At 71.3% G+C, this 17,409-nt stretch carries 15 protein-coding genes; 4 read left to right on the top strand and 11 right to left on the bottom strand.

Features of this window, described 5'->3' with window-relative positions:
* Positions 1 to 18 precede the first annotated feature (18 nt).
* On the top strand, positions 19 to 1,155 hold the full coding sequence (locus ACQPZX_RS48615) for an aromatic ring-hydroxylating oxygenase subunit alpha (RefSeq protein WP_433372004.1): 1,137 nt from the start codon (positions 19 to 21) through the stop codon (positions 1,153 to 1,155).
* Here ACQPZX_RS48615 and ACQPZX_RS48620 read toward each other — a convergent pair.
* From ACQPZX_RS48620 to ACQPZX_RS48640, 5 genes are read right to left on the bottom strand one after another with little or no spacing between them, the layout of a single operon-like run.
* Entirely contained in the window at positions 1,125 to 1,994 is an 870-nt protein-coding gene (locus ACQPZX_RS48620) for a hypothetical protein (RefSeq protein WP_433372007.1), read from the bottom strand. The genes ACQPZX_RS48615 and ACQPZX_RS48620 overlap by 31 nt on opposite strands.
* A 42-nt stretch (positions 1,995 to 2,036) precedes the next feature.
* On the bottom strand, positions 2,037 to 3,245 hold the full coding sequence (locus ACQPZX_RS48625) for an ABC transporter permease (RefSeq protein ID WP_433372010.1): 1,209 nt from the start codon (positions 3,243 to 3,245) through the stop codon (positions 2,037 to 2,039).
* Positions 3,226 to 3,915 (bottom strand): ABC transporter ATP-binding protein, encoded by a 690-nt coding sequence (locus tag ACQPZX_RS48630; RefSeq protein WP_433372013.1) that lies wholly within the window; start codon positions 3,913 to 3,915, stop codon positions 3,226 to 3,228. The genes ACQPZX_RS48625 and ACQPZX_RS48630 overlap by 20 nt, the downstream gene beginning before the upstream one ends.
* A complete protein-coding gene (locus tag ACQPZX_RS48635) occupies positions 3,912 to 4,967 on the bottom strand; it encodes an efflux RND transporter periplasmic adaptor subunit (RefSeq protein ID WP_433372016.1) in 1,056 nt (351 codons plus the stop codon). The genes ACQPZX_RS48630 and ACQPZX_RS48635 overlap by 4 nt, the downstream gene beginning before the upstream one ends.
* On the bottom strand, positions 4,967 to 5,470 hold the full coding sequence (locus ACQPZX_RS48640) for a hypothetical protein (protein ID WP_433372019.1): 504 nt from the start codon (positions 5,468 to 5,470) through the stop codon (positions 4,967 to 4,969). Before ACQPZX_RS48640 ends, ACQPZX_RS48635 begins: the two co-directional genes overlap by 1 nt.
* Positions 5,471 to 5,556: 86 nt before the next feature.
* Here ACQPZX_RS48640 and ACQPZX_RS48645 point away from each other — a divergent pair, with 86 nt between their 5' ends.
* Entirely contained in the window at positions 5,557 to 6,198 is a 642-nt protein-coding gene (locus tag ACQPZX_RS48645; RefSeq protein WP_433372022.1) for a response regulator transcription factor, read from the top strand.
* 2 nt (positions 6,199 to 6,200) lie between these two features.
* Positions 6,201 to 7,382, top strand: a complete 1,182-nt coding sequence (locus ACQPZX_RS48650; protein ID WP_433372025.1) for an ATP-binding protein — start codon at positions 6,201 to 6,203, stop codon at positions 7,380 to 7,382.
* Here the strand turns inward: ACQPZX_RS48650 and ACQPZX_RS48655 are convergent.
* Positions 7,335 to 8,501, bottom strand: a complete 1,167-nt coding sequence (locus ACQPZX_RS48655) for an acyl-CoA dehydrogenase family protein (protein WP_433385982.1) — start codon at positions 8,499 to 8,501, stop codon at positions 7,335 to 7,337. The two genes, ACQPZX_RS48650 and ACQPZX_RS48655, sit on opposite strands and share 48 nt — an antisense overlap.
* A 254-nt stretch (positions 8,502 to 8,755) precedes the next feature.
* On the opposite strand from ACQPZX_RS48655, the gene ACQPZX_RS48660 reads away from it, so the two are divergent.
* Positions 8,756 to 9,994 (top strand): IS110 family transposase, encoded by a 1,239-nt coding sequence (locus ACQPZX_RS48660; protein WP_433361267.1) that lies wholly within the window; start codon positions 8,756 to 8,758, stop codon positions 9,992 to 9,994.
* A 29-nt stretch (positions 9,995 to 10,023) separates the two neighbouring features.
* Here the strand turns inward: ACQPZX_RS48660 and ACQPZX_RS48665 are convergent, their stop codons facing one another.
* The 5 genes from ACQPZX_RS48665 to ACQPZX_RS48685 all read right to left on the bottom strand — a co-directional run bounded on the left by ACQPZX_RS48665 (position 10,024) and on the right by ACQPZX_RS48685 (position 17,366).
* The gene (locus ACQPZX_RS48665) at positions 10,024 to 11,136 is read right to left on the bottom strand and encodes a CaiB/BaiF CoA transferase family protein (protein WP_433372028.1); all 1,113 of its coding nucleotides are present in this window, start codon (positions 11,134 to 11,136) and stop codon (positions 10,024 to 10,026) included.
* Complete coding sequence (locus ACQPZX_RS48670) at positions 11,133 to 12,587, bottom strand: aldehyde dehydrogenase family protein (RefSeq protein ID WP_433372031.1); 1,455 nt, start codon at positions 12,585 to 12,587, stop codon at positions 11,133 to 11,135. Before ACQPZX_RS48670 ends, ACQPZX_RS48665 begins: the two co-directional genes overlap by 4 nt.
* Entirely contained in the window at positions 12,584 to 13,897 is a 1,314-nt protein-coding gene (gabT, locus tag ACQPZX_RS48675; RefSeq protein ID WP_433372034.1) for a 4-aminobutyrate--2-oxoglutarate transaminase, read from the bottom strand. Before gabT ends, ACQPZX_RS48670 begins: the two co-directional genes overlap by 4 nt.
* A 3-nt stretch (positions 13,898 to 13,900) precedes the next feature.
* Positions 13,901 to 15,319: a gamma-aminobutyraldehyde dehydrogenase gene (locus ACQPZX_RS48680; protein ID WP_433372037.1), complete on the bottom strand. Its 1,419-nt coding sequence runs from the start codon at positions 15,317 to 15,319 to the stop codon at positions 13,901 to 13,903.
* Between the two features lie 640 nt (positions 15,320 to 15,959).
* Complete coding sequence (locus ACQPZX_RS48685) at positions 15,960 to 17,366, bottom strand: APC family permease (RefSeq protein ID WP_433372040.1); 1,407 nt, start codon at positions 17,364 to 17,366, stop codon at positions 15,960 to 15,962.
* Between the last annotated feature and the right edge of the window lie 43 nt (positions 17,367 to 17,409).

A 17,409-nucleotide genomic window follows, 5' to 3' on the forward strand; every position in this document is an offset into this window, starting at 1 on the left:
CGCGGCTATGGTCGAGTGGTGGAGCAGGCACCGATCGATCCGGTCGCGCTCGACGCGGCGCTGCGGCCGTTCGGCCGGTCACGCATGTTGCCCGCCGAGGCGTACACCGGCCGCGAGGTCTTCGCGTGGGAGCAGCGCCGCCTGTTCGCCGGCACGTGGACCTGCCTGGGGCGTACGGATGAGGTCCGGCAGGAGGCGAGCCAGCGCGCCCTGAGCGTGGGCGGCATCGGCGTGCTGCTGACGTTCACCAATGAACCTGAGGGCACGGTCCGGGCCTTCGCCAACGTGTGCCGGCACCGCGGGCATGAGCTGCTGCCGGAGGGCGGGGCGGCGGAGCGGAGCGCCGTGGTGTGCCCGTACCACGGCTGGGCCTACCGCCTCGACGGCACGCTGAGCACGGCCACCGCGATGCGCGAGGTGGCAAGCTTCGATCCGGCCGAGCACGGGCTGGTCGAGCTGCCCGCGGTGGTGTGGGAGGGCTGGCTGTTCGTCAACGCGGACGGCAACGCGCCGCCGTTCGCCGGGCATCTCGGCGAGCTGGGCGGCCTGCTGAGTCCGTACCGGCCGGCCGAGTTGAGGCTGCGGGCGGCGCACGACTACCGGGTCGCCGCCAACTGGAAGGTGATCGTCGAGAACTACCAGGAGTGCTACCACTGCCCGCAGATCCATCCCGAGCTGTGCCGCGTCTCCCCACCGAATTCGGGCAGCAACTGGGATCTGCCGGGCGCGTGGGTGGGCGGGTCGATGGATCTGCGGGAGCACGCCGAGACGATGTCGGTCGACGGGCACGGCGCGGGAGTGTTCATCGACGGCGCGCCGCAACGCACCGTGCGCTACATCGCCGTGTTCCCCAACTTGCTGGTCTCCGCCCACCCCGACTACGTGATGACGCATCGCCTGTGGCCGGTCGAGCCGGGCATGACCGAGGTCGAGTGCCGGTGGTACTTCCCCGAGGCGATCACCGATCCGTCGTACGCGGTGGATTTCTGGGATCTCACCAACCGCCAGGATTGGGCCGCGTGCGAGTCCGTCCAGCGCGGCGTCGGCTCGCCGCATTTCCGGCCGGGTCCGCTCGCCCCGAACGAGGACGCGGTGTACCGGTGGACGACGCTGATCGCGCGGGCCTACGCGAGCGGCCGCCTCGACCCGGCGTAGAGCCGCGGCGAGGTCCAGAGCTCGGCCGGACCGGCCATCAGCCAGCCGACCGCGCCGGTCAAGGCGAGCGCGGCCATCAAAACCAGATAGACCCACGCGTACGGCGATGCCCAGTCCACCTCGCCCGCGTGCACTAGGACCGCCACCACCGCCGCAAGACCCGCCACCAGGTAGTTGATCGCGCCGGCCCGCTGCCGGTCGGGATCGCCCTCGCGGATCGCCAGCACCGAGCCGAAGCCGAAGACCAGCGCCCACACGCCGAGCGCCGAGACGTCCAGTTCGGACACCGGCCAGGGCCACAGCTCGGCGACGAAACCCGGGAACGCCAGCGCCAGCAGGCCGGTCACACCGCCGATCGCCGCCACCAGGGCCACTGGCAGCACCGTGAACCAGTGCCGGGGCTCGGTCCGGGGCGAGGGCCGGCCCGGCGCCCGCAACTGCCCGATCAGCAGGATCACGCCCGCGATCACCGCCACCACGTGCACGAGCAGCCAGCCCCAGGCGTAGAGGAAGGCCACGATGTCGCCGCCGCCGAGGTGGGTGTCCCCGCGATACCGCAGCGTCACCGCGAGCATCAAAACCAGGAGCAAAAGCGTGCTGCCGTACGCGACGCGTACGTCAATCCATCGACGCAGGCGTGCGGCGGCGACGAGCATGGCCAACCCACCCAGATATCCCGCTCCCATCGTCGCCGCGGACAGCGGCGACCGGAAGGTCCAGGCGGATCCCTGTCCACTGAGGACCAGCAGGACGAGCACCTGAAGGCCGGCGCAATACGCCAGCGGAAGGATGAAGCCACCGCGCACGGCGGCGGTCATTTCTCGCTCGGAGGGTGACATCCGGTCACGTTACCAACGAGTAACGTGACCGGATAGCCCCCATCACACCGTCCGCAGCGCCTCCGTCGGCGAGAGCCGGGCCGCTCGCAGCGCCGGCACCAGCCCGGCGATCGCGCCGATCACGATGGCCGCCACGATCCCGCCGGCCCAGGCCTCGACCGGCACCACCACCTGCCATCCCTTGTTCCGGGCATAGACGACGGTCGCGATCAGCCCGGCGGCCACCCCGGCCGCGCCGCCCAGCACCGTCAGCAGCACCGCCTCGGCGAGGAACTGCGCCCGGATCTGCCGCCGGGTCGCGCCGAGCGCCCGCCGCAGGCCGATCTCCGACCGCCGCTCCAGCACCGAAATGATCATGATGTTGGCGACCCCGACCGCGCCGACGATCAGCGCCACCACGCCGAGCCCGAGGAAGAGGCTGTCGAACGCGCCCTCGGCGGCGGCCCGCGCGGTCAGCGCGTCGGACGGCTGGCTGATGTCGACCTCGTTGGGCGCCTGTGGGTTCGCCGTCTGGGCGAGCACGCCGCGCACCGCGTCGACCCGGTCGGTTCCGGCCCGCACGTAGAGCGCCGCGGGCGGCCCGGCCGCCGCCTTCCCGGCTACGATCTCGGTGTAGCCGAGGTAGCGCTGCGCCGCCGTGTATCCGATCAGGACACTGCTGTCCAGCTCGGCGGCGAGCGCGGAGGGCGCGAGGATCCCGGCGACGTAGAACCACTGCCCGCCGAGCCAGACCCGCCGGCCGGGCGCGACCCGGTCGAAGCCGAGCCGCTTGGCGGCCGACGCGCCGAGCACCGCGACCGGCTCGGTGGCGGTGGCCGCGTTCAGCCAGCGCCCGGCGGCCGTCGAGGTGGCGGTCACGTCGAGCAGGTTGAGGCTGGCCGCCCGTACGGTGAGCGCGTTGGTGCTGACCGCCGGGATGAGCGGGCTGCGGTAGACCTTGGCGTCGTCGACCGCGGCCGTGTGCGCGACCGCCTCGACCCCGTCCAGGTTGCCGACCCGGGCGGTGGCCTCGACCGGGAGCTGGGCCTGCTCGCCGCCGAACGAGTGACCGGCGCCCGCGGTCAGCAGGTTGGTGCCGAGCCGGTCGATCTCGGCGAGCAGACCGGCCTGCGACGACGACGAGAGCCCGAGCACCGCCACGATCGCCGCGACCCCGATGGCGATGCCGAGCCCGGAGAGGGCGGCGCGCACCTTGCGGGCGCGCACCCCGACGCTCGCCACCCGGGCCTGGTCAGTGAACCGGAGTCGCATGCTGGTCCTCCCGCACGATCCGGCCGTCCAGCACCCGGATCTGCCGGGGCAGCTCGGCGGCCAGGTCGTTGTCGTGGGTGATCACGATGATCGTCGCGCCCGAGTCGTTGAGCTCGTGCAGCAGCTCGACGACTCCGGCGCCGGTCGCCGAGTCGAGGTTGCCGGTGGGTTCGTCGGCCAGCACGATCGCCGGCCGGCCCACCAGCGCGCGGGCGATCGCCACCCGCTGCCGCTCGCCGCCGGAGAGCTTGGCCGGCTTGAAATGCGCGCGGTGCGACAGGCCGACCCGTTCGAGGGCCTCGGCGGCGCGCTGCCGCCGGACCCGGGCCGGCACGCCCGCGTAGAGCATGCCGTCGGCCACGTTCTCCCGGGCCGTGGCGTGCGCGGCCAGGAAGAACTGCTGGAAGACGAAGCCGATGTCGCGGGCCCGGACGTCGGCCACCTGCCGGTCGCCGAGTCGGGCCGCATCCACCCCGTTGATCCGCACCACGCCGCTGGTCGGGCGCTCGAGCGTGCCCATGATGTGCAGCAGCGTGGATTTGCCGGAGCCGGACGGCCCGACCACCGCGACCAGCTCGCCGGCGTCGACGCGCAGGTCGATCCCGTGCAGCACGGACACTTCCCCGTACGCCTTGACCACGTTCACCAGCTCGAGGACCGGCTCGCTCATGTCGACGGCACCACCACTCGGTCGCCCGCCTTCAGGTCGCCGGTGACCTGCACCGTCCCGGCCGAGTCGTCGAACATGCCGAGCTTGACCGGCACCGGCCGATGCGCCCCGGCGGCGTCGGCCTTCTCGACCGCGAACCCGCCGCCGTCGGTACCGACCAGCGCGGTGACCGGCACGTACAGGGCGTTCTTCACCCCGGCCGTGGTGACGCTCACCCGCACCTCCGCGGCGTCCAGCGCCCCGGCGTCCTTCGGCTTGTCGAGGGTCAGGTAGGCCGGGATCGTGACGGCGCCGTCCTTGTCCATCTCGGCGACCGAGCTGATCCGGCTGACCTTGCCGGTGGTGACCCGGTTGTCCGGCAGCGTGATCTGGGCCTTGTCGCCGGCCTTGACCTGGGCCTGCTGCGACGCGTTCAGCTTCACCTCGACCTCGCGGCGGGTGGTGACGGCCGAGCCGAGCGGGCTGCCGGGAGCGGCCCGGCCGCCGAGCTGGGCGGTCACGCCGGAGATCCGCACCGGGCCGGGCAGCACCACGGCGTCGGCCTTCTCCAGATCGTCATCGTCGAGCAGGTCGTCGAGCCCCGCCGCCGTCTCCCAGGTGAAATCGTCGCCGTCGTCGGCGTCGTAGCCCAGGTCGCGCAGGTTCTTGTTGAGGATGGCGACGTCCCAGCCCTCATCGCCGCGGGACAGGTCGCGGTAGAACGGTCGGCTGCCGCAGAGCAGCCGCACCGGCTCGTCGTCGACCCAGTAGAGGACCTGGCCGCAGGAGACGACCTGGCCGGCCGCCGGCAGCTTGGTGTAGGTGCCGGCGGCCTGGTTGAGGATCGGGTAGTCGCTGCCGTCGGCCCGCTTCGCGTACGAGAGGGTGCCGGTCAGGCTGACCTGCCCGTTGAGCGAGCCCTGCTTGACCGGGGCGTAGGCGACGCCGGCGGCGGTGGTCCCGGTCGCGGGCGGGGTGGTCCCGCCCGATGCCGAGCGCGACCAGAACACCCCGCCGGCCGCGAGCACCGCCACGCCGAGCAGTGCTCCGCCGTACGTGAGAAGGCGTCCCATCAGCTGCCGGCCGCCCCGCCGGGAAGCTGGTCCCGGCACGTCTCCTGGGCGTCCTTGAAGGCCTGCGAGCTCGGGTCGGCGCCGGAGCCCTGCCCGATGATCATCTTGCCGTCGGGCTGCGGGTCGGGCATGTTCGGCACACCGTTCTGCCGCATGCACCGCACGTACTTGAGCATGTCGGCCTGTTGCTGGGCGCTGCCCTGCTGCCCGGCGCCCTCCGGCGCGAACTCCTTGCACTTCTCCTGCGCCTGCTTGAAGGCGGCGCTCTCCGGGTTGAGGTCGCTGCCCGGACCGGCCTGCAGCAGGATCCGGCCGTTGGCGTCCGGGTCGGGGAAGCTGGGCACGCCGTTCTGCCGCATGCACTCCGAGTACTTCACGGCCTTGGACTCGGTGCTGGTCGTCGACGGCTGCGCGGCCGGCTCGTCGCCGTTGCCGCCGCCGCATCCGGCCAGGCTGAGCCCGAGCACCAGCAGGCCGGTCGAAAGAACAGTTCTGATTCGCATGGCGACGTTTCTACGAGCCGGGCAGTCACAGGCCGGTCCGCGCGATGGTGACCTCCGTGTGACATCGGATCGGGCAGGCTGGGCCTATGCGCGTACTGGTGGTGGAGGATCAGGCCGAGCTGGCCGACTCGATCGGGCGGGTGCTGCGCCGCGAGGGCATGGCCGTCGACGTGGTGTACGACGGCGGCGAGGCGCTCGACCGGACCGGCGTGACCGACTACGACGTGCTGGTGCTCGACCGGGACATCCCGGTGGTGCACGGCGACGACGTCTGCCGGCAGCTCACCGGCCCGCGGGTGCTGATGCTCACCGCGTCCGGGACGCTGGCCGACCGGGTCGAGGGGCTCAATCTCGGCGCCGACGACTATCTGCCCAAACCTTTCGCGTACGCGGAGCTGATCGCTCGCGTGCGCGCCATCGCCCGCCGCACCCGGCCCGCCGTGCCGGCCGTGCTCGCGCACGGCGACCTCCACCTCGATCCCGCCACCCGGGTCGCCACCCGGGCCGGGGCACGGCTGGCGCTGAGCCCCAAGGAGTTCGCGGTGCTGGAATACCTGCTGGCCGCCGACCATCGGGTGGTGTCGGCCGAGGAGCTGCTGGAACGGGTCTGGGACGAGGCCGCCGACCCGTTCACCACGACCGTGAAGGCGACCATCAACCGGCTGCGAGGCAAGCTCGGCGAGCCACCGCTGATCGCCACCGTCACCCGCGCCGGATACCGGATCTGACCATGCCCATCCTCAAGACGGTGCGCGCCCGCCTCACCCTGCTCTACAGCGGCCTGTTCGTGGTCAGCGGCGCGGCCCTGCTGACCATCACCTATCTGCTGGTCTCCCAGACGAAGCGCAACGTGGTGCTGCGCAACTTCAACGCCGACGGCAGCCCGCTCCCATCGCCCGACTTCCTCGACGACCTCACCGAGCGCGCCCGCACCGAGGCCGAGCGGCAGCACCAGGAGACCCTGCACTCGCTGCTGACCTACTCGGGCGTCGCGCTGGCGATCATGACGGTGCTGGCGCTGGCGCTCGGCTGGCTGATGGCCGGCCGGATCCTGCGCCCGCTCCGCTCGATGATCGCCTCGATCCAGCGCATCTCGGGCCGCAACGTGCACGACCGGCTGGCCGCGACCGGCCCCCGCGACGAGCTCAGGGACCTCTCCGACACCGTGGACGGCCTGCTGCAACGGCTGGAGACCGCGCTCGACGCGCACAAGCGGTTCGTCGCCAACGCCGCGCACGAGCTGCGCACCCCGCTCACCCTCGAACACGCGCTGATCGAGGAGATGCTCACCGACCGCACGGCCACGCTGCCGCAGTACCGCGCGCTCTGCGAGCGCCTGCTGGAGCTGCGCCACCAGCAGGCCGCGATGCTGGAGTCGCTGCTCACCCTGGCCGGCAGCGAGCGCGGCCTCTCGCAGCGCGACCACGTCGACCTCTCGGCGATCACCGAGCGGACTGTGTCCTCCTACCAGGCGGCAGCCCTGCACGAGGGTGTGCGCCTGGCGGAACACATCGACTCGGCCTGGACCACCGGGGATCCGGCCCTGGTCGAGCGCCTGGTGGCGAACCTGGTCGACAACGCGATCGGCTACAACGTCCCGGGCGGCACGGTCGAGGTGAGCACCGGCGTGCGGGACGGGTGCGCCGTGCTGGTTGTCACCAACAGTGGCGCGCCGATCCCCCGTGAGCGAGTCGACGCGCTGTTCGAGCCGTTCCAGCGGCTCGACCGCACCGCCGGCCGGGCCGGGCACCACGGGCTGGGGCTGTCGATCGTGCGGGCCATCGCGACCGCGCACGACGCCGCCGTCGCCGCGACCCCGGACCCGGACGGTGGCCTGCGCATCGAGGTCACCTTCGCCGGCGCCCTAATGACGGAAAGCAGCATGGCCGGTCAAGGCCTGGCCCAGCACTAGCGTGTGCATCTCGGTGGTGCCCTCGTAGGTGAGCACCGACTCGAGGTTCGCCATGTGGCGCATGACCGGATACTCGTACGAGATGCCGTTGGCCCCCAGGATCGTGCGGGCCGCGCGGCAGATCTCGAGCGCCTCCCGCACGTTGTTGAGCTTGCCCAGGCTGACCTGTTCGGGGGCCAGCGTCCCGCGGTCCTTGAGCCGGCCCAGGTGCAGCGCCAGCAGGCCGCCCTTTGCCAGCTCGACCGCCATGCCGGCCAGCTTGGCCTGGGTGAGCTGGAAGGACGCGATCGGGCTGCCGAACTGGGTGCGGCTGCCGGCGTAGTCGAGGGCCGCGGCGTAGCAGCTGCGGGCGGCGCCGAGCGCGCCCCAGACGATGCCGTAGCGCGCCTCGTTGAGACAGGAGAGCGGCCCGCGGAGGCCGCGCACCTCGGGCAGCGCCGCGTCGGCCGGGAGCCGCACCTGGTCGAGCACCAGCTCACTGGTGATCGAGGCGCGCAGCGAGCCCTTGTGCTTGATCAGCGGCGCCGCGAAGCCCTTGGCGTCGGTCGGGACGACGAAGCCACGGATGCCGTCCTCGGTCTGCGCCCAGACCACGGCCACGTCGGCGACGCTCCCGTTGGTGATCCACATCTTGCGGCCGGAAAGCACCCAGTCGTCGCCGTCGCGGCGCGCGCTCGTGCGCATCGAGGCCGGGTCGGAGCCGGCGTCGGGCTCGGTGAGGCCGAAGCAGCCGATCGCCTCGCCGGCGGCCATCGACGGCAGCCACCGCTGCTTCTGCTCCTCGCTGCCGTGCCGGTGGATCGCGTACATGGCGAGCGAGCCCTGCACGCTGACCAGCGAGCGCAGGCCCGAGTCGGCGGCCTCCAGCTCGAGGCAGGCCAGGCCGTAGGCGACCGCGCTCATCCCGGCGCAGCCGTAGCCGGTCAGGTGCATGCCGAGCACGCCGATCTTGCCGAGCTCACGGGCGAGGCTCCGGACGTCGGGCAGCTCGCCTCGCTCGAACCAGTCGCCGACGTGCGGCAGGACCCGGTCGGCGCACCAGTCGCGGACGGTCTCGCGGACCGCGCGCTCCTCCTCGGTGAGCACCTGGTCGATGCCGGCGGGGTCGAGCGGGTCGATGGTCACTAGTGCACCCTCTTCCGTGCGGGCCCCTGGATGGGGCTTGTGGTAGGAACTAGGCGGAAGTCGGGGTGACGGCCTTTGATGGTTGCCCCTTGTGGGCTTCGATGACACTGCCGCCCCCGGCTTCCCCGGAACCGCTGATCGATGACAGAGGGACGCGCCGCAGAGCGCCGGTTAGTGACCGCTCGACAATCGGTTCCTTCGCCTCCGCCTGGCTCCTGCCTGTTGCTGCGAACGGGAAGGCGACGAGGTTGTCGCTGCAAGAGGGGCCGTTGTTCTTCGTCGGGATCGACTGGGCGACCACCGAGCATGCCGTGTGTGTGCTGGACCAGGGTGGCCGCAAGGTCGCGGCGTTCACCGTCGAGCACACCGCTGCCGGGTTCGCCAGGCTGGTCGTGCGGCTGGGCAAGCTCGGCGACACCGAGTTGACGCCGGTGGCGATCGAGCGTCCGGATGGGCGTCTGGTGGACGCTCTGCTGGAGGCTGGGCATCCGGTGATGCCGGTCAAGCCGAACGCGATCAAGGCCTGGCGTGAGGCCGAGGTTCTCTCCGGCGCCAAATCCGACCCAGGTGACGCACAGGTGATCGCTGATTACCTGCGCGTGCGGATCCACCGGCTGCGGCCGGCGGTCCCGTATTCGGGGCCTACCAAGGCTTTGCGGACGGTGACCCGCAGCCGCGGTGACCTGGTCGAGGCCCGGGTGGCCGCGGTCAACCAGCTCGCCGCGCTGCTGGACGCGCACTGGCCCGGAGGCAAGGCGATCTTCGCCAGCCTGTCCTCGGCGATTGCGCTGGCTTTCCTCACGAAATACCCGACCGCCGTGTCGGCAGCCCCCTTGACCGAGGCCCGGCTCGCCGCGTTCTGCACCAAGCAGAGTTACTCCGGCAAAAGGCCCGCGGCGGTTCTCCTGACCCGCCTGCGCTCGGCGCCGGCCGGCACCACCGATCCTGACCTGTGCACGGGAGTCCGTGCGGCGGTGCTGGCCCAGGTCAGCGTGATCAAGGCGCTCAACACCGCGATCAAGGACCTCGACCGGGCCATCGCCGAGAAGATGGACACCCACCCCGACGGGAAAATCTTCCAGTCCTTCCCCCGCGCCGGGACCGTCAACGCCGCCCAGATCCTGGCCGAATGGGGTGACGCAAGGGCCGCGTTCGAGCATCCCGACGCCATCGCCGCGCTGGCCGGGATCACCCCCGTCACCAAGGCATCCGGCAAACAACGCGGCGTGTCGTTCCGCTGGGCCTGCAACAAACGGCTCCGCCAGGCCATCACCACGTTCGCCGACAACAGCCGCCACGCCAGCCCCTGGGCCGCCGACATCTATGACCGGGCCCGCGCCAGCGGCAAAGACCACCCGCACGCCACCCGCATCCTCGCCCGAGCTTGGGTCCGCATCATCTGGCGCTGCTGGCAGAACAACACCACCTACGACCCGGCCCTGCACGGGAACGCACGGCACAGCACCGAACAACAGCTCGCGGCCTAATTCCGATCTACAGGTGGACACAGGGGGTGTCATCGGGTCTCCTCCAGCCAGGAGCGGATCTGGGCGGTGTGCTCGCCCAACTTCGGCGGACGGGCGGCGGGTGCGGTCGTGGCCTCGGCGTAACGGACGGGATGCCGTACCTGTGCACCGTCGCCCACCGCGACCAAAGGATCAAGGCCGAGCGTTGTCGCCCGGGTGATGGCCTCGCCGATGTCCCCGACCAGGCCGGCGGGAACGCCGGCCGCTGCGAGTAGTTTCTCCCATTCGGCGGCCGGTTTCTTCTTCAGCTCGCTTTCGAGCAGTGCGATGAGGTCGTCCCGGTTCGCTACCCGGGACGGATTGTCGGCGAACCGGCTGTCCGGCTCGATCTCGAGGACCTCGCAGAGGCGGGCGAACTGGCGGTCGTTGCCGCAGGCCACGGCGATCGGGCCATCGGCGCAACGCAGCGTCTCGTAGGGGGCGATCGACGGGTGGCGGTTGCCCATCCGGCGCGGCGGCACGCCGGTCGCCAGATAGCTCGACGCCTGGTTGACCAGGCCGCCGAGCAGGCTGGAGAGCAGATTGACGCGTACGAGGTCGCCGCGGCCGGTCTGATCGCGGCGGCGCAGCGCGGCCAGGATGCCGATGGTGGCGTCCTTGGCGGTGAGCACGTCGACCAGCGCCACGCCAACCTTGAGGGGACCGCCGTCGGCCTCGCCGGTGATGCTCATCAGCCCGCCCACGGCCTGCACCAGGAAGTCGTACCCCGGCTGGTCGTTGCCGGGGCCGAAGCCGGTGATCTCGCAGTAGACGACGCCGGGGTTGGCTTCCCGGACCGACTCGTAGTCGAGGCCGAAGCGGTCGGCCTTGAGATTGTGCACGAGGATGTCGGCCCTGCTCGCCAGCTCGAACGCCGTCGCGCGGTCGCCCTCCGCCGTGAGATCCAGCGCGACGCTCCTCTTGCTGCGGTTGACGCCGTCGAAGTAGGCGGCGGTGCCGTCGGCCGTCCACGGTGGACCCCAGGAGCGGGTCTCGTCGCCGGCGCCGGGGCGCTCCACCTTGATCACCGTCGCGCCGAGGTCGGCGAGGGTCATGGTGGCCAGCGGGCCGGCGAGCACCCGGCTGAAGTCGGCCACCAGGATCCCGTCGAGCGGCGCGGTCACTGTTCGAGGACCCCGTCGACCCGGCGCGGGAGATGCCACGGATTGGAGTTTCGCACCGCCGGAGGCAATGCCGCATCGGGTACGCCCTGGAAGGTCACCGGCCGCAGGAAGCGGCGCGGGGCAGCCGCTCCGACCGAGCTGTGCGCCGGCGAGGTGGTAGCCGGCCAGGGACCGCCGTGCTGCTGCGCCCAGCCCATCGCGACGCCGGTCGGCCAGCCGTTGACCACGACCCGTCCGCAGCGCCGGGACAGCTTCCCGACGAGTCCGGGCAGGTCGGGGTCGCCCTCGTCGCCGTGCACGGCGGTGGCGAGACTGCCGGGCAGCATCGCGATCACCTCGTCCAGCTCCGCCCGGCTCGCGTACTCGACCACCAGCGCGACCGGGCCGAAGAGCTCCTCCAGCAGGACGGGATTGCGGCGCAGCTCGGCGGGGGTGACGGCCAGGATCGCCGGTTGCGCCTGCCATCCGGTTCCGCTCGCCGGCGTACGCGCTATCGGCCGCGCGCCGGCCTTCTCCAGCTCGCGCACTCCGCCGGTGAAGGATTCGGCTATCTGCTCGGTCAGCAGCCAGCCGTGCGGTGGGTTGTTTTCCAGCGCGGCCGCGACTCGCTCTGCCACCCCTTCGGGCGCTATCAGCAGGCCCGGCTTGGTGCAGAACTGACCCATTCCCAGGGTGAAGGATCCGACAAATCCGTTTTCATCAAATTTATCGGTGCCATTCGGCGTGACCACGGCGGCGTTGACCGTGCCCATCTCGGCGAAGACCGGGATCGCCTCGTCGCGCTCGGCCGCCTGCCGCCACAGGGCCAGCCCGCCGCGCTGCGAGCCGGTGAACGCCACCGCCCGGATGCCCGGATGCCCGACCAGCCGCTGACCGGCCGCGAAGCCGCTCACCAGCCCGAACGACCCGGCCGGCGCGCCCGCCTCGTCGAGGGCGCGAACGGCCAGCCCGGCGAGCGCGGCGGAGAGCCGCGGGTGGGCCGGATGCGCCTTGGCGATCACCGGGCAGCCGGTGGCGAGAGCGGTCGCGGTGTCGTGGCCGAGCACGCCGAAGCCGAACGGGAAGTTGCTGGCCCCGAAGACCGCGACCGGGCCGAGCGGGACATTCACCCGGCGCAGGTCGGGCGGGCCGTGGTCGATCGCGGCGTCGAGCCAGCCACCTTCGCGGACGACGCTCGCGTAGAAGCGGATGGCGTCGGCGGCCCGTCCGCATTCGCCGGTGAGCCTGGGGAGGCCGAGCGCGACCTCCTCGTCGGCTTTATCAGCTAATTCGCCTTTGTGGTCTTTTATAGTGTCGGCAATCGCCTCGAGCCAGCCCGCTCGCTCGTCGGGCGTCGCCCCGGCCAGGTCGTCGGCCGCCGCGACCGCCGCGGCCACCGTGTCGTCGACCTCGTCCGGAGTGGAGTCGGGCGGCGTCTCCCAGGCTGCGCCGGTGCGCGGATCGAAGCTCATCCGGCCACCTTGCGCACGGCCTCCACCAGCACGTCGACCGCGTCGTCGAGCAGCGCGAAGTCGATCACCAGCGGCGGCAGCAGCCGGATCACGTTCGAGTAGGTGCCGCAGGTCAGCACGAGCACGCCCCGTTCGTGGCAGTAGCGGGCCACCGCGGTGGCCGTCGCGGGCGACGGCGTCTTGCCGCCGGGCTCGACGAACTCCAGGGCCAGCATCGCGCCGCGACCACGTACGTCGCCGACCGCGGGCACGGTCCCGGCCAGCTCGCGCAGCCGCGGCAACACCCGCTCGCCGATCTCGGCGGCCCGGGCCGCCAGGTTCTGCTCCTCGATGGCCTCGATCGCGCCGAGCGCCGCCGCGCAGGCCACCGGGTTGCCGGCGTACGTGCCGCCGAGCCCGCCCACGTGCACGGAATCCATGATCTCGGCGCGGCCGGTCACCGCGGAAAGCGGCAGGCCGCCGCCCAGCGCCTTGGCCGTGCAGATCAGGTCGGGCACGATGCCCTCGTGCTCGACGGCGAACATGTCGCCGGTGCGGGCCAGCCCGGTCTGCACCTCGTCGGCGACGAAGACGATGCCGTTCTCCCGGCAGAACTCGCTCACCTGGCGGAGGAAACCGGGCGCCGGCACGACGAAGCCGCCCTCGCCCGCGATCGGCTCGGCCACCACGCAGGCGATCCGGTCGACGCCGATCTGGGTGCGCAGGACGTCCATGAACCGCTCTGTCTCGGTGCCGGTTCCCCGGAACGGATCGGCCGTCGGCACGCGGTAGATCTCCGGGGAGAACGGGCCGAACGAGTGCTTGTACGGCATCTGCTTCGCGGTCATCGCCATGGTCAGCGACGTGCGCCCGTGATAGGCGTGGTCGAAGACGACGACCGCCGGCCGTCCGGTGTACGCCCGGGAGATCTTGACGGCGTTCTCGACCGCCTCGGCGCCGGTGGTGAACAACGCCGTACGTTTCTCGTGGTCTCCCGGCGTGAGCCGGTTGAGTTTCGCCGCCACCTCGACGTACCCGTCGTACTCGGTGACCATGAAGCAGGTGTGGGTGAAGCGGCCGGCCTGCTCGCGGACCCGGTCGACCACCCGCGGCTCGGACGCGCCGACGCTGGTCACCGCGATCCCGCAGCCGAGGTCGACGAGATGGTTGCCGTCGACGTCGACGACGATGCCGCCGCCGGCCCGCTCGACGAAGACCGGAAGCGTGATGCCGAAACCGGGCGGGACCTCCCGCTGCCTTCGCGCGTGCAGCTCCTGCGATCGGGGGCCGGGGATCTCGGTGCGGACGATGCGACGCTGCTCGATGCTCATGGCTCAGGCCTCGATGTTCGACATGACGTGCTTGACGCGGGTGTAGTCCTCCAGGCCGTACATCGAGAGGTCCTTGCCGTACCCGGAGTGCTTGAAACCTCCGTGCGGCATCTCCGCGACCAGCGGGATGTGCGTGTTGATCCAGACGCAGCCGAAGTCGAGCCGCTTCGCCATCCGCATGGCCCGCCCGTGGTCCTTGGTCCAGACGCTGGAGGCCAGGCCGTACTTCACACCGTTCGCCCAGCGCAGCGCCTCGGCCTCGTCGGTGAACCGCTGCACGGTGATCACCGGCCCGAACACCTCGTTCTGGACGATCTCGTCGTCCTGGTTCACGTCTGAAACGACTGTGGGCGCAAAGAAATAACCGACATTTCCGACTCTCTTGCCGCCCGCGTTCACTGACGCATGGTCCGGCAGCCGATCGATGAAGCCGGTGACCTTGGCGAGCTGAGCATTTGAGTTGACGGGCCCGTAAAGAGCATCGGCATCATCCGGGGGCGCGGTCCTGGTGTTCTTGGCCTGCTCCGCCAGCGCGGCCACGAAGTCGTCGTGCAGCCCCGGCGCGACCAGCACCCGGGTCGCCGCCGTGCAGTCCTGGCCCGCGTTGAAGTAGCCGCCGATCGCGATCGCCTCGGCCGCCGCCTCCAGGTCGGCGTCGTCGAACACGATCACCGGCGCCTTGCCGCCCAGCTCGAGATGCACCCGCTTCAGATCACGCGCGGCCGAGCCGGCCACCTCCATGCCCGCCCGCACACTGCCGGTGATCGACACCATGTCGACGTCCTCGTGGTCGACCAGCGCCCGCCCGGTGTCCCGATCGCCGGTGATGACGTTGAACACGCCCGGCGGCAGGAACTCGTTGGCGATCTCGGCCAGCAGCAGCGTCGACGCCGGCGTCGTGTCCGAGGGCTTGAGCACCACCGTGTTGCCGGCCGCGATCGCCGGCCCGAACTTCCAGACCGCCATCATCATCGGGTAGTTCCAGGGCGCCACCTGCCCGCAGACCCCGATCGGCTCCCGCCGGATCATCGAGGTGTGCCCGGCCAGGTACTCGCCCGCCGACTTGCCCTCGAGCACCCGCGCCGCGCCCGCGAAGAACCGGAGCTGGTCGACCATCGGCGGGATCTCCTCGTCCAGCGTCAGCTGGATCGGCTTGCCCGTGTTCCGGCTCTCCACCGCGACGATCTCCTCGGCCCGCGTCTCCAGGGCGTCGGCGATCTTCAGGAGGGCTCGCTGGCGCTCGCTCGGGGTGGTGTCGCGCCAGGTCTCGAAGGCGTTGCGGGCCGCTTTTACGGCGTTGTCCACATCGGTCGCGCCGGAGAGCGGCGCCTGCGCATAGACCTCGCCGGTGCTGGGGTCGATGACGTCGGTGGTCTTGCCGTCCACGCCGTCGACGGACGACCCTGCGATGAAGTTCTGCATCTGCTCTCCTATGGGGCTTCAGCCTGTGGACATCACGGAGAAATTGTCATACGCGGGTGCTTGAATGGGCCCCTCCCTACGGGGTGGGGGTGGGCCGGGGTCCCGCCGTGATCAACAATTTGGTCGGTTGCGGTGATCAGTGGCTGGTCTGATTGCGCTGGGTGCGGCGATTCGTCCCGGTGACTGGTCGCACTGCCCATCTCGTGGGAAAGTGCTGCCGCTCCCACCGGAAATATCGCGTTATCTCCGGCGGGAGTCACCGGTGATCGGCTGAGGGTGATGAGTTGCTGTTCGCCGCGGACGAGATTTCATCAAGATCTTGCGGAGCCGGAGCCGGAGCCGGAGCCGGAGCCGGAGCCGGAGCCGGAGCCGGAGCCAGGGCCAGGGCCACGGCCGGAGCCCGAGCCGCCGCCAAGGCCCGAGCCGCCGCCAAGGCCGGAACCGGGCCACGGCCGGAGCTGGGCCACGGCCGGAGCTGGGCCACGGCCGGAGCTGGGCCACGGCCGGAGCTGGGCCACGGCCGAGCCGGAGCCACGGCCCGAGCCGGAGCCACGGCCTGAGCCACGGCCGGAGCCGGAGCCGGGAGCCGGAGGCCGGGACCACGGCCGGAGCTTGGGCGCCGGCCGTAGCCCAGACCCCGTCAGTCGGTCGAGGCCGCCACCGACGCCGGGATCGCGTCGCCGGCCGGAGCATCGCTGCGATCGGCCGGCTTGGCGACGAACAGGTACACCAGCCCGACGCCGACCACCAGCACGGCCGACAGAATGACCAGGTAGTTGTCGTACCAGGAGGCATCCGGCGTACGCGGCCAAGCCATGTTGATCGCCGCGAGCACCCCGTACACCAGGGCCGCGATGTTCACCGGCAACCCCCACCGGCCCATGCTGAACTTGCCGGCCGGCACCCAGCCCCGGAGCCGCGCCCGCAGCGCCGCCAGCACGATCATCTGGAATCCGATGTAGATGCCGAGCGCCGCGAACGACACGATCCGGGTCAGGGCGCTGGCCGACAGCGTCGAGCCGAGGATGACCAGCGCCGGAACCACGGCGGTCACGACCAGGGCGAACGGCGGGACGTGCCGGATCGGTGACAACTTCGCGAGGTAGCGGCTTCCGAAGATCATCTTGTCCCGGCCGTACGACTGGAGGAGCCGGCTGCCGGCCGCCTGGAGGCTCAGCGCGCAGGACAGGAACGAGATCAGCACGACGGCGAGCACGATCCGGGTGCCGACGCTGCCGAACGCCGACTGCAGCACGGTGTAGACCGGGTCGGCGTCCTCGCCGCTGATCACCTTGCCGAAGTCGGGCGCCGCCAAGATCAGCGCCAGCGCCACGAAGACCGAGGCCGCGCCGCCCACGTAGATGGTCATCCGCATCGAGCGCGGGATCAGGCCGCCCGGGTTGGCGACCTCCTCGGCGACGTCGCCGCACGCCTCGAAGCCGTAGTAGAGGTAGACGCCGATCAGCGACGCGGCCAGGAACGCCGACGCGTACGAGCCGCCGGAGCCGGCCCCGAAGGTGTGGAAGATGGCGCTGAAGCTCTGCTCCCGATGGGTGGTGAGCAGCCAGATCCCGACCACGACCGCGCCGGCCAGCTCGGCCGCGAAGCCGAAGATGGCCGCCTTCGCGAGCAGCTTGGTGCCGCCCAGGTTGAGCAGGGTGGCGATCGCGACGACCACGAGCGCGCAGATGACGGTGCCGGTGGTGGAGGGTTCGAAGCCGAGCATCAGCGCGACGAACGGGCCGGCGCCGTAGCTCACCGAGGCGATCGTGGCGAGCAGCGCGAGCGCGTACACCCAGCCGGCCAGCCACGCCCAGCGCCGGCCCCAGAGGCGGCGGGCCCAGGGGTAGATGCCGCCGGAGACCGGGAACTGCGAGACCACCTCGCCGAAGACCATCGCGACCAGCAACTGGCCGAGGCCGGCGATGACGATCGCCCAGATCATCGGCGGGCCGCCGGTGCCGAGGGCGAAGCCGAACAGCGTGTAGACGCCGACGACCGGCGAGAGATAGGTGAAGCCGAGGGCGAAGTTGCCCCACGTGCTCATCTCGCGACGGTATTCGGAGGTGTATCCGAGTGCGGCGAGAGCG

The organism is Actinoplanes sp. CA-142083 (assembly GCF_050942195.1).
GTDB lineage: Bacteria > Actinomycetota > Actinomycetes > Mycobacteriales > Micromonosporaceae > Actinoplanes.